The sequence below is a fragment of the Paenibacillus germinis genome (assembly GCF_013141785.1).
In the GTDB taxonomy this organism is placed as follows: domain Bacteria; phylum Bacillota; class Bacilli; order Paenibacillales; family NBRC-103111; genus Paenibacillus_E; species Paenibacillus_E phytorum.
Genome location: NZ_WHOC01000161.1, coordinates 1 through 12,728 on the forward strand (window position 1 = coordinate 1; position 12,728 = coordinate 12,728).

A 12,728-nucleotide genomic window follows, 5' to 3' on the forward strand; every position below is an offset into this window, starting at 1 on the left:
TCGCAGAGCGGCTTTTGCCCAACGATTGAAACATGTTTCTCAGCATCATTTCCATGTATGATTCCCCCAGAAGAATTGAACAATGTTGTTTAATTGTATGAATGAAATATACACTATTATTTTGTATTTGAACAGTCATTGTTTAAAAATAATGTGATTCGGATGAAATGGTTGAACAGTTTCTGTTGAATAACTTCGTAATCCATAATGCAAGCCCTCGCTCGGATCAACCTTTCTAGTGGTCAATTGTGGAATCGTCCCCGCGATGGGGCTGTTCCAAAATCATATTTGAAATATTCAGCTCCTACTTTGTGAATTTCAAAGCCTGAAGCTACTTTCATTGGATTTTTCCAATAGAAGTAGAGATTTGATAGCCTGAAAGTCAATTCCATTGGATTTATTCCAATAAAAGTACGATTTTCAAGGCAAGAGAGTTGATTCCATTGGAAAAATCCAGTAGCAGCATCATTTCGTTCGGAATACCGATTAGAATGTTGTTCCATAAGGTCAAATGACCTTAAAAGGGGAATTGTCTAGTAGGTTTAACTACTATTGGGACAACCTCTTTTTCATGAAATAATACTTTTTGGGGTTAGGGGGGAGGCGATTAAGCTTATTTTATTTTAGATAGGATAGTTAGTTGCGGATTTTTGCAAAGCTATTGAGATAGAGTAGTGGAGGAAGCGGCGTAAGCCATTCATTTATTATAGGAAGCTTCGCTCTAGGCGCCGACACTTCGAGAAAGGTGTGCTGCGCTTCTAACAGTATGGAAAATATGTGCAAAATTGTTCATATACAACAATGAACAATTAGATAATATACACAATAAACACAAATGTAAAATATTTCTTGTACACATTTTCCTGTTTTGTGTATAGAATGAACATCGAACACACAACTAGGGGGTCTACTATGAATAACCGAATTAAGAGCATGTTTGTTGTAAGCGCTATCACGAGTTTGATGATTTTGAGTGCTTGCGGACAAGGAACGACCTCCAGCAGTAAAGCTGCCGATGGCGACATTTTGATTGGACTGCAGCTTCCACTAAGCGGTAACGAAGCGAAAATGGGACAAGATATGAAACAAGCCGCTGAACTCGCTGTAGAGAAAATCAATGGGACAGGCGGTATCAACGGCAAAAAGATCAAACTGGCTGCTGAAGATGACGCTTGTGATCCACAAACCGCGACGGCGGCAGCTAACAAACTGGTGTCTCAAGGTGTTACCGCAATTGTAGGCGGTTATTGCTCCGGGGCAACGATTCCGGCAACAGGCGTTTACCATCAAAGCGGAATTCCGATGGTCATTACCGCTGCGAACTCGATGAAAATATCTGATCAGAAGTTCCCGGAAATATTCATGATCAACGGTACGACTCTTCACCAAGCTGAGATTGCAACCGATTACATGATGAAAAAGAAAAACGCGAAAAAAATCGCCATCATCCACGATAATTCCGGTTATGCAAAAGATTTAGCCGAACGTACGAAAGCGGCAGTTACTGCTGCAGGCGGACAAGTCGTCGTCTATGACGCGATCAATCCGGATGAAACAGACTTCTCCCCGCTTGTTTCCAAGCTGAAGCAAGCTCAGCCGGATGCAACGTATTGGACTGCTTACTATAAAGCAGGCGGATTGTTTATCAAACAGTTCAAGCAGCAGGGCGTTAGCGGAATTATCGGCGTAGGTGACGGAGCAAACGATAAAACAATCGTCGAGATCGCCGGCAAAGGCGCGGTTGAAGGAGCTTTTATCACAACGCCGCCAACGGCAGATTTGCTGCCAGAAGCGAAGAAGTTTACGGATGAATACAAAGCGAAATTCAACCAGGAGCCAGGTCCTTACTCCGCACTTGAATATGACGGTATGAACATTATGGCCGATGCGATCAAACGTGCGGGTTCCACGGACAAAGCCGCAATCGCAGCTGCTTTGAAGAAAACGGAACTTAAGACTCTGAATTCTGATCAAACAGCCTTTAACGACAACGGTACGCTAAAAAAATCGAACTTCGTGATGTTGCAAATCAAGAACGGCAGCTTTTTGAAAGCCGAATAATAGAGATTTCAAACAATTTTGGAGTGGTGCGGTGCCAGAAGGCGCCGTACGCCACTCTAACAGGAATAGGAGTGCCCGCCTTGCAAATAACGACTGACTTGTTTATTCAACAGTTGATCAACGCGCTCATCATCGGCTCGTTCTACTCTTTAATAGCTCTGGGCTATTCCATGGTTTACGGCATTATCAAATTGCTGAACTTTGCCCATGGCGACGTGTTCATGGCTGGCGCTTTCGTTGGCTATACCGTGCTTGCGAAGCTTACCGGCGTGGGAGGAAGCGTGCTAGGATTAGTGGCTGCCTTTGTCATTTCAATGATTGTAACCGGATTTCTTGGGATGGGTATTGAACGGATTGCTTACCGTCCTCTCTTGAAGGCACCGAAGCTGTCCATTCTTATTACCGCGGTAGGCATGTCGCTTGTTCTTGAAAACGGCGTGATGGCAGCATTCGGCTCCAAGCCGCATATTATGCCGATTACGCTCCCGACGGCAGGTTTTCAATTGTTGGGTGCGCAAATCACTTATACGCAAATCGGGATCATCACCATCTCGCTCCTACTCATGGTTGGACTGCAGCTGTTTATCCACAAAACCATTTATGGGAAGGCGATGCGGGCAATCGCCCTTGACCAGACGGCTTGCAGCTTGATGGGCATCAATGTGAGACGCGTAATTGCGCTTACGTTCTTTGTAGGCTCATCTCTCGCAGCCTCGGCAGGTATGATGAACGCAACTTATTACGGTACCATCACCTTTATGATGGGTTTCATTTTTGGACTGAAAGCGTTTACTGCAGCAGTCATCGGCGGAATCGGCAGCATTCCGGGTGCCATGCTAGGCGGTCTTGTACTTGGACTTCTGGAAACATTCGGGACATATGCGCTCGGAAGCGAGTGGAAGGACGTATTTGCCTTTATTATTCTCATTTTATTGCTAGTCTTGAAACCAACCGGCATGCTTGGAAAAAAAGTGACGGAAAGGATGTAGATGATGGAGAAAACGATACACCATACCGTTGCTAAACCGAAATTACTGGAGAAGCGCAAGCCCTTACTGCTTGGGATGCTACTCGTTGCCGCGGCGTTATTTCCGTTCTACGCAGGCAACTACTGGCTTGACGTTGGGTTTCTGGCCGTGTTTTACATTTGTCTTGGACTCGGGCTGAATATCGTCGTCGGTTATGCTGGACTGCTCGATCTCGGGTACTCCGCCTTCTTCGCAGTAGGAGCGTACACAACAGGCATACTGATGACCCAGTTTCATATGAATTTCTGGCCTACGATGCTAATAGGTGGCGCTTTGGCGGCCTTAGCCGGCATTCTTGTTGGAGCTCCGACGCTTCGTTTGCGCAGCGACTACTTGGCCATCGTTACACTAGGGTTCGGCGAAATTGTTCGCATCTCTGCCAAAAATCTCGATTTTACAGGAAGCGCCTCCGGTATTTACGGCATTATGAGCCCGTTTCCGGCTCCGGTGCAGTTTGGTGGCGTAACGATCAACAATTTAAGCTATTCGTTCTGGGCAATCCTCGCGCTTATGCTGATCGTCATCTTCGTATCCTTGCGTTTGAAAAATTCGCGAATTGGTCGTTCCTGGGCTTATATCCGTGAAGATGAAGATGCAGCGGAAGCAATGGGTATCAACCGCACGCGATCGAAACTTGCTGCTTACTCGATGGGCGCTATGCTCGGTGGCCTGGCCGGTTCCATCTTTGCTGTCAAGATGACTGCGATCGCGCCGGAAAGCTTCAGCTTCATGCAATCGACGATGATTTTGCTCGCCGTCATTCTCGGCGGAGTAGGCCGAGTATCAGGTGTTATTATCGGAGCCGTTCTTGTTATCGTCATACCGGAATTGCTTCGGGATTTCGACAAAGTCGTTCATTTGAACATCGGCGTCGATCGTTACCGTTACCTAGTATTCGGCGTCGCGCTTGTAATTTTAATGATTTTCCGTCCTAAAGGGCTCGTCCCCGACAAAGAAGATACTGATGAGTAACCGGAGGTGAAACCCTTTATGCCGATTATCCAAGTCAAAAATTTGCATCTGCAGTTCGGCGGATTGACAGCCGTGAACAATTTGAGTTTCGACATTCCAAATGAAACCGTGATGAGCGTAATCGGACCGAACGGTGCAGGTAAAACGTCGCTGTTCAATATGCTCTCTGGCTTTTACCGACCGACGCGCGGGGAAATCGTATTTAATGGCACGAATATCGTCGGAAAGCAGCCGCATCAGATTACAGCGCAAGGCATGGCGCGAACGTTTCAAAACCTCAGGGTATTCCCGAATTTGACGGTTCTCGAGAACGTCATGGCCGGGATGCATTCTCGAACGAAGCAGGGCCTCTATGGCGCCTTGTTTCATACGAAAGCGCAGCGGCTGGAAGAAGAAACGATCCTGAGTGTCGCGGAAGAATGCATCCGGTTTGTTGGCATTGACAAGTACAGAAACCGCCGAGCCAAAAACTTGCCATACGGGGCGCAGCGATATTTGGAAATTGCCCGGGCGCTAGCCATTCAGCCGAAAGTCCTATTCCTGGATGAACCGGCAGCAGGCTTCAACTTTACTGAAAAGCAGGATTTGATCGATCTAATCGGTCGAATACGCCGAACTTACAAGATTTCTGTGGTGCTGATCGAGCACGATATGGGGCTTATCAATAAAGTGTCCGAGCGGGTTCTCGTTCTTAACTATGGACAAAAGCTCGCGGAAGGAACGCCGGATGAGGTATTAAATAACCCGCTCGTTATCGAAGCCTATCTCGGAAAGGAGGATGAAACCGATGAATCTGCTTGAAGTGAACGGCCTGAAGACGTACTACGGTAAAATTCAGGCGGTTAAGGGCGTATCCCTTACCGTGAAACAAGGTGAAATTGTTGCTCTGCTCGGCGCTAACGGAGCCGGTAAGAGCACGATCCTAAAAACGATTTCCGGTCTTATCCGTCCTTCGGAAGGTTCGGTGTCGTTTGGCGGCGAGAACATCACGACGACCGATGCGCATGCCATCGTGGAAAAAGGTTTGATCCATGTTCCGGAAGGCAGACGCGTTTTTGCCGCGCTGACAGTAACGGAAAACTTGGAGCTCGGCGCGTTTACCAAAAAAGGCGCCAAATCAAAGACGGCGCAAAAAATCGCCATGGTTTTCGACATGTTCCCTCGATTAGCAGAGCGTCATAAACAAATGGCTGGTACGTTAAGCGGAGGCGAGCAGCAGATGCTTGCGATCGGCAGGGCGCTGATGGCCGAGCCGAAGCTGCTAATGCTCGACGAGCCGTCCATGGGGCTAGCTCCCATTATCGTCATTGAAATCATGAAGATCATTAAAAACATTAACGAACAGAACAAGACAACGATCTTGCTGGTAGAGCAGAATGCCAAGGCTGCACTCAAACTAGCCCACCGGGGTTACGTGTTGGAGACGGGCAACATTACAATGGAAGAAAGCTCGGAAGCACTTCGCAGCAACGACAACATCGTCAAAGCCTACCTAGGCGCACATTAAGCCTATCATTTGGCAGAGCCGGTTCGTAGGAACGGTTTATTTCAAGGATTAGCAGGGGCTGTCCCAAAAGTCATCTATCTATGACATTTGGGACAGCCCCTACTGCTTGTAAATTGATTTTTTTAACCTCAATGAAGGGGATCAGGGCATCCAAAAGCGTACATAGGGAAGCGAAATCGTTCATGTTCATCAGGTCTTCATATATTATAATAATTATTATATAGTATCCGATCTAATTATTGACTTTCATCTAGTCGGATGTTACCATTTTATACGAATAAGATAGATTTGAGGAGGAATCATACCCATGGCAGAGCGTTTAGTTGGTAAACAAGCTCCAGATTTTACAATGGAGACCGCTACAGGTGACGGTAAAGAATTTGGTAAAGTTTCTTTGTCTGATTACAAAGGAAAATGGTTAGTATTATTCTTCTACCCATTGGACTTCACATTCGTTTGTCCAACAGAAATCACAGCACTTAGTCATGCTGCTGCTCAATTCAAAGAATTGGACACTGAGATTCTTGGTGTTTCCATCGACAGTATCCACACACACAAAGCTTGGATCAATACTCCAATCAACGATAATGGTCTTGGCAAATTGGAATTCCCACTTGCTGCTGACATCACGAAATCCGTAGCACGTGACTACGGCGTTCTGATCGAAGAAGAAGGTATCGCGCTTCGCGGTCTGTTCATCATCGATCCAGAAGGCGAATTGAAATACGAAGTTGTTAACCACAACGACGTAGGCCGCAGCGTAGAAGAAACACTTCGTGTGCTTCAAGCGCTTCAATCCGGCGGATTGTGCCCAATGAACTGGAAACCAGGCGACAAAAACCTGGTTGTAAAATAAGCTTTTGAATACATAGAGAAGCTCCTCTGGTTGGCATGCGAATGCGAGCAGGGGAGCTTTTCTTCATGAAGGAGAGCGGACATGACGGTTCCGACGAATTTGAAATATACAAGAGATCACTACTGGATCAGGCTCGACGGGGAAAAAGCTGTTGTCGGGTTAACGGAGTACGGGATCAGCGAGCTGGGAATGATTGTTTTTATCGAGCTCCCAGATCAGGATACTCATGTGAGCAAGGGGGAATTCATTGGCTCTGTTGAGACTGCAGCGGACGATGAAAACGATCTGCTAGCCCCTTTATCCGGCAAAATAACATCAGTCAATCGGCTGCTGGAAAGAGCGGTAATGCTGATTCACGAATCCCCCTATGATAAGGGCTGGCTATTCACGATTCAGTGGAGTCAAGAATCTGAGCTGGAGCAGCTATGGGAAGAAGAAACTTATGATCGGGAGTTTTCGCTGGAAGACTAAGATCTGGGCTATAAAAGTAAAGAATGCAAGACCACTTCATTGGGGTCCTGCATTCTTTTTTTGTATATAAACCAATTAGAATGGCAAGTTTCCGATTTTAGAGTCATTCAGCTTTCGTGAGGGAAGATGGGCAATAGAGTTTATCAATGTTGTATTTCCTACAACAATTCACACGCCAAAAGGCTATTTTGCCACTTGAAGTTGCAGATTGTACAACATTTTGAGTCCATTTGTTGCAAAAACGCCTGTATGGGGCGAAATTGTTGTACGTTATGCAACAACGAAGGGAGAGGAGTGAGATTTGGACAGCAATTGTTGTACTTTTTACAACATCATTTAACTGAGGTACGCGTGGATAACTTGGATTAGCTCGCCTAGGTGAAAAGGTAGACGCTTTCACAAATTTTTTTGATATGATGAGAGGTGATTGAACTATGAACGGTCCAACAGGGAGGAAATGTGAAAAAAACAACTAAGCTGCCCAAATTGTACGTTTTTCAAAAAGTCATTATCGTGTTCACCGCATTGATTATTCCTGTCTACCTAGTAAATCTGTTGATGAATATGATGGGTCAATCCTTTATCAAACAGGAATTTTCGAATTCAATCCAATCCAAAGTACAATTTTACTCGAACCAGTTAGATGATCAAATCTCTTTCATCCGAAACCAGCAGCTGCAGGTTATCAACGATTCCGATCTCCAGAAGCTAAACTTTCTATCAGGCACACTTGATGACTATGAAGAAATCCAACTCGTTAAAAGGGTAAAGGAACGATTGGCCACCATACAGAACTCCAGTGTGTATTTGCTCAATACCGGGGTATATTTGAAATCATTCGGTAGAACGATCTCTACGCAAAGCGGAATCACTGAGCTGCCGAATCAGGAGTATGAGGTGATTGAAAAGTTCTTTAAATATTCACCCAAACCATCCTTATACTACAGCAATGGCCGATTGTTTTTTATCGAGTTTGCAAACAATTCAAGTGTCATCGTCTATTTGGAGCTATCCGTCCAAAAATTGGAAAAGACACTGAATCAACTAGTAGGAAATTATGGCGATGCGGGTGCTGTTCTCACAAATGAAACGTTTAGTTTCGATATATCACCTAAGCATGAAGATGCCATTGTCAAAAGTATATACAATACCGTTTCTAAAGAGCAGAATTACAAAACCTTGGACAGTAATGTCCTTAAAGTCGGAGATCAAAGCTACTGGGTCGCCTACAACCGAATAAGTACGCTCGGACTAACACTTTTTTCCTATGTAAATCAAAATGAGCTCACAGGGTCTCTCAAGAGATTCAATGTTTGGTTAATCATTATGTCCTTGGTCTCGATGGCCATCATTCTTGTTTTTTCATTTTCAGTCAAAATGATGATTCATAATCCGCTGAAAGAGTTGATTGCGGCGTTCAAAACGCTGGAAACGGATAACCTGAACATTTCGATAAGGCCGAAAAATGACATTGAGTTCGGTTACCTGTATAGAAGCTTTGATAAGATGATAGACAAGCTTAAGCAATCGATTCAACAAAATTATGAACAAAAAATAGCGCTGCAGCATTCCGAATTAAAGCAATTGCAATCGCAGATCAATCCTCATTTTCTATACAATGGATTTTTCAATATTTACATGATGTGTAAGGCCAAAGATTACGAAACGGTTGCCACATTTGCTCAGAAGCTGGGCAGTTATTATCAGTTTGTTACAAGAAGCGGAGAAGATGAGGTACCGTTCGCAAAGGAGTATCGACATGCCATGGATTATGTGGAAATCCAACGTATTAGATTCTCCAATCGGATTCAAGTCGTTGCGGAGGAAATTCCGGATGCGTGCAAACATCTCATGGTGCCGCGTCTGATCCTGCAGCCGATAATCGAAAATACGTTTGAACATGCTTTTGAGAACGAACGCAAAGGCGGCAGTATCCATATCACAGTTACTTGTGAGAATCATAGATTGTGCATATGTGTGGAAGATGACGGAAATAAAATTACGGATGAGTTTATTCATTCCCTGGAAGAGAGACTCGCCAATTCCTTCAATTTGCTTGAAAAAACAGGCATCATCAATGTTTGTAATCGAATCCGACTGAAGTATGGCGAGGAGAGCGGGCTATTTGTATCCCGAAGTGAATATGGGGGACTGAAAGCAGAAATCATCATTCAATTCAATTATGGGGGCGGCAGCGATGCATAGACTTTTAATTGTTGACGACGAGCCGGCAATTGTCGAAGGGCTTGTACAGATGTTTCAGGAAAGAGAGGAACTCGATCTCGACATATGTAAGGCATATTCAGCGTTTGAGGCGATTGGAATTATCAAAAAGACGAAGATTGATGTAGTTCTCAGCGATATTCGCATGCCAGAGAAAAACGGATTGCAGTTGATGGATGAGATTTTATTTTACTGGCCTTCCTGCAAAATTATTTTTTTGACGGGGCACAACGAGTTTGACTATGTGTACACAGCCATTCAAAAAAATGTGGAAAGCTATATTCTGAAAACCGAAGAAGATAAGGTTGTCATCGGTGCGGTTACTAATGCGTTAAGGAAAATAGAGGATGAGCTCACGAACAATGATCTTGTTGATAAGGCCCGGAAGCAAATGCTGGTCATGGCACCGCTATTGAATAAAGAAATGTTCGAAGCTTTACTTTTAGGCGAAAATGCAGCCGATCTTTTATCCGAAGACCTATTTGCGGGACAAGAATTAAAGCTGAAGGGGGATTCCCCTGTATTGATGCTTGTTGGCAAAATGGACTGTTGGCCGGAAGGCATGTCGTATGCCAATAAACGAAATGCGCTTTATTCCGTTAGGAACTTAGTTGAGCAATACTTGCCTTCCTCGATGATAAACGAAGATATAGTGTATGAAAATTCGACAATTGTTTGGTTCATTCAGCTGAATTCCGATACGGACAGGTTTCGAAGTGAAGACGATGCGATCGATTGGGGAGGCCTAGTCACCTATTTAAAAGGAGTACTTGAATCGGTTCAAAATGCGTGCCGCGATCTGCTTCAATTAGACGTTTCTTTCATCATTTCAAGGGGAGCAGTCGAATGGGACAGCATTCATAAGGAATTTGAACTTATGAAAGCAATGATTAGGAAAAGATCCGCAGCTGGGCTCAAAATGACGATTATGGACCTCGGTATGACGAACGGGTTTTTCAAATTGGAACCGGCGAAGGTTTCCGCTTACTCGGATGAATTCAACAAAAAACTGCGATTGCTTGAAAAAAGGCTGGATGAAGGGGACGAGCAGCAAGCAGAAATCGTTTGTAGGGATCTGATCAGCAGTTTGAAAGTGGATATGGGTCAAAATTATCTTGTCGGACTTGAAAGGTACTATATGTTCGTACTTGTCTTCTTAGCCTATATCAATGGGCAAAATATTACGGAAAGAATCAAGGATCATAGGCATTTCGAAAATTTTGCCATGATGGACATTCCCGGTGATTGGCTAACAACGGAAGCCTTTTATATAGAGCTTGGCAAACAGATATGCATGGAGAAGAAAGAGCAAGTTGACAAGGGTGAAAATTTGTTAGTTGAGCGAATTCATAGGTTCATAAACGAAAACTTGGGTGGAGATCTTTCTCTTGCGAGAATCGCTGAAGTGGTTTATTTTAATCCTTCGTATCTTTCACGTTTTTATAAGCAGCTAACAGGGCGCAATCTTTCCGACTACATCAATTCAGCCAAAGCGGAAGCAGCGGTGAGCATGCTAGAGGACATGCAGGTGAAAATCAATGAAATTGCTTTGAAATTGGGATTTGAATCTCCTTCCTACTTCACGGCATTTTTTCGGAAAATGAAAGAGGTGTCACCACAGGAATTTAGGGATACTATCATTCATAAAACGAGGAAGTAAACAAAACAGAACGATGTAAATAGTTTATTATAGCGAATATTCGTCCCCCAGCATTACAATAAATAGTGTAAAGCTCGAGCCTTTACCATAGTTCGTTAACAACGCTAGTTCTCAATTTGCGAAAATATGGGGGGTAAAACATGAAAAGAAAGCATGTCAGTTCTGTTCTCATGACTACACTGATGGTTGCATCGTTAGCGGCTTGCAGCAATAATGAAAGCGCTTCAAGCTCTACGAGTGCGCCGCAGCAAACTTCCAATACCCAAAAAAACGAAACCGTAGATCCATTGGGGAAATACGCTCAACCGGTCACCGTTACCGAAGTGCTAGGTTTCCGTCCTCCAGAAGACCCGAAAACGCCAAAGGGAATTACACCCGATCAGAATGCCTATCTGAAAGATTTGAAAGAAATGCTGAATATTGATCTGAAATACTTGTGGAGCGTACCGACAGAACAATACGAGCAAAAGTTTTCTCTTGCTGTTGCTTCCGCAGATTTGCCTGACATCTTGGATTTGGATGCGCTGCAATTTGAGAAATTGAAAAGTCAGGGCATGCTTGCAGATCTGACGGATGCTTATAGTAAATATGCATCTCCCGCTTTAAAGAATTATATGCAGGTGGATGGCGGGTTTGCTATGAAGACCACAACAACCGATGGCAAACTGTTGGGTATTCCTGGTTTCGAGGATCCGTATTTATCGACACAGCTATTGTGGATTCGGAAGGATTGGCTGAACAACCTTAATCTGCAGCCTCCGAAAACCATTGACGATTTGGAAAAAATAGCGGATGCCTTTGTCAAAAATGACCCTGGCAAAACCGGTAAAAATGATCGATATGGCATTGCGATGCAGAAAGCCCTCATTGGTTGGGGATTTGATGCGAGGGGTGTTTTCAACGGCTATGGTACGGCTCCAAAATCTTGGCTCAAAGGAAAAGACGGCAAGCTTGCAGCAGGTGAAATCCAGCCTGAAACGAAAAATGCCTTGGCTAAGCTGCAGTCTTGGTATCAAAAAGGGCTTATTGATAAGGAATTTGCGCTGAAAGACGAGAACAAGGTTGTGGAAGATATTGTTGCCGGCAGGGTCGGTATTTCGTACGGTGAATGGTGGTACCCGAACTGGCCGCTCAATATTAACAAGGATAAGGATCCAAATGCAGAGTGGGAAGCTTATCAAATTCCATCGCTGGATGGTCAGCCAGGGAAATCGATGGTAGGCAAAGTGCGGATGAGTCACATTATTGCTGTTAACAAAAAAGCGAAAAATCCGGAAGCTGCGATTAAGATGATTAACTTCTACCTCGAAATGGGCAAAAAACAGTATCTGGAGAAAAACAAAGCGGAAAACGGGTATGTTTACAATTGGTTCGTGCCTAGAATCTACAACCCTGCTCAAATTGAAACCATTTACACAGAGGTTAACAAGGCCTTGGATGCGAAGCAAGAGGCGATTACGCTTGATGATGATAATTATAAAAATGTCGCGGACGTGTTTAAGGCAACTAAGGAGTTCCTTGCAGGCGATACGAAGAACGCAACCAAAGGTTCAAATTGGGGTCAATACTACAGCCGTGCAGACAAAAATGGCGGTTGGGGCATAACGCGCCAAATTCGTGACAGCAAGCAAGTGTTCTTCAACGAGTTCTACGGTGTTCCGACGGAAACACAGGTAGAAAAGGGAGCGCAGCTTGATAAACTTCTCGACGAAACGTATACAAAAATCATTATGGGTGCACCTATAAGCGAATTCGACAAATACGTAGAGAGCTGGAAGAAGCTTGGCGGAGACGATATTACGAAGGAAGTAAACGAGTGGTACACGAAGAATGCCGTAAAATAAGGTGAACCATAGAACGGGGGAGAGAGAGTTTGTTACAATCTCTCCCCCATTTTTTTAAAATGGGACGTTTGAATTTGTGTGCGATTGGAGGCTTCACAGTTGAGAA

General features: G+C 44.4%; 10 protein-coding genes. All 10 read left to right on the forward strand.

What is annotated here, in order from left to right; all coding sequences use genetic code 11:
* The first annotated feature begins 912 nt into the window (after positions 1-912).
* The 10 genes from GC102_RS31200 (at position 913) to GC102_RS31245 (ending at position 12,622) form a co-directional block, all read left to right on the forward strand.
* The gene (locus GC102_RS31200) at positions 913-2,061 is read left to right on the forward strand and encodes a branched-chain amino acid ABC transporter substrate-binding protein (RefSeq protein ID WP_171692962.1); all 1,149 of its coding nucleotides are present in this window, start codon (positions 913-915) and stop codon (positions 2,059-2,061) included.
* A gap of 80 nt (positions 2,062-2,141) precedes the next feature.
* The gene (locus tag GC102_RS31205) at positions 2,142-3,050 is read left to right on the forward strand and encodes a branched-chain amino acid ABC transporter permease (RefSeq protein WP_216628227.1); all 909 of its coding nucleotides are present in this window, start codon (positions 2,142-2,144) and stop codon (positions 3,048-3,050) included.
* A 3-nt stretch (positions 3,051-3,053) separates the two neighbouring features.
* A complete protein-coding gene (locus GC102_RS31210; RefSeq protein ID WP_171692963.1) occupies positions 3,054-4,061 on the forward strand; it encodes a branched-chain amino acid ABC transporter permease in 1,008 nt (335 codons plus the stop codon).
* A gap of 18 nt (positions 4,062-4,079) precedes the next feature.
* On the forward strand, positions 4,080-4,862 hold the full coding sequence (locus tag GC102_RS31215) for an ABC transporter ATP-binding protein (RefSeq protein ID WP_171692964.1): 783 nt from the start codon (positions 4,080-4,082) through the stop codon (positions 4,860-4,862).
* Positions 4,855-5,568 (forward strand): ABC transporter ATP-binding protein, encoded by a 714-nt coding sequence (locus tag GC102_RS31220; protein WP_216625559.1) that lies wholly within the window; start codon positions 4,855-4,857, stop codon positions 5,566-5,568. The genes GC102_RS31215 and GC102_RS31220 overlap by 8 nt, the downstream gene beginning before the upstream one ends.
* A 307-nt stretch (positions 5,569-5,875) precedes the next feature.
* Positions 5,876-6,424 carry a peroxiredoxin gene (locus tag GC102_RS31225; RefSeq protein WP_047681044.1) on the forward strand — a complete coding sequence of 183 codons (549 nt, stop codon included), beginning with the start codon at positions 5,876-5,878 and terminating at the stop codon, positions 6,422-6,424.
* An 81-nt stretch (positions 6,425-6,505) separates the two neighbouring features.
* Positions 6,506-6,895, forward strand: a complete 390-nt coding sequence (locus GC102_RS31230; protein WP_171692966.1) for a glycine cleavage system protein H — start codon at positions 6,506-6,508, stop codon at positions 6,893-6,895.
* 459 nt (positions 6,896-7,354) lie between these two features.
* The gene (locus GC102_RS40405; RefSeq protein WP_171692967.1) at positions 7,355-9,100 is read left to right on the forward strand and encodes a sensor histidine kinase; all 1,746 of its coding nucleotides are present in this window, start codon (positions 7,355-7,357) and stop codon (positions 9,098-9,100) included.
* Complete coding sequence (locus tag GC102_RS31240) at positions 9,093-10,778, forward strand: response regulator transcription factor (RefSeq protein ID WP_171692968.1); 1,686 nt, start codon at positions 9,093-9,095, stop codon at positions 10,776-10,778. The genes GC102_RS40405 and GC102_RS31240 overlap by 8 nt, the downstream gene beginning before the upstream one ends.
* Positions 10,779-10,918: 140 nt before the next feature.
* Positions 10,919-12,622 carry an extracellular solute-binding protein gene (locus GC102_RS31245; protein WP_171649230.1) on the forward strand — a complete coding sequence of 568 codons (1,704 nt, stop codon included), beginning with the start codon at positions 10,919-10,921 and terminating at the stop codon, positions 12,620-12,622.
* Positions 12,623-12,728 lie beyond the last annotated feature (106 nt).

Bases quoted from the DNA above. Each gene is read 5' to 3' on its own strand.
- GC102_RS31200 (WP_171692962.1), top strand. From the start codon at position 913: ATGAATAACCGAATTAAGAGCATGTTTGTTGTAAGCGCTATCACGAGT.
- GC102_RS31210 (WP_171692963.1), top strand. From the start codon at position 3,054: ATGGAGAAAACGATACACCATACCGTTGCTAAACCGAAATTACTGGAG.
- GC102_RS31215 (WP_171692964.1), top strand. From the start codon at position 4,080: ATGCCGATTATCCAAGTCAAAAATTTGCATCTGCAGTTCGGCGGATTG.
- GC102_RS31225 (WP_047681044.1), top strand. From the start codon at position 5,876: ATGGCAGAGCGTTTAGTTGGTAAACAAGCTCCAGATTTTACAATGGAG.
- GC102_RS31230 (WP_171692966.1), top strand. From the start codon at position 6,506: ATGACGGTTCCGACGAATTTGAAATATACAAGAGATCACTACTGGATC.
- GC102_RS31240 (WP_171692968.1), top strand. From the start codon at position 9,093: ATGCATAGACTTTTAATTGTTGACGACGAGCCGGCAATTGTCGAAGGG.
- GC102_RS31245 (WP_171649230.1), top strand. From the start codon at position 10,919: ATGAAAAGAAAGCATGTCAGTTCTGTTCTCATGACTACACTGATGGTT.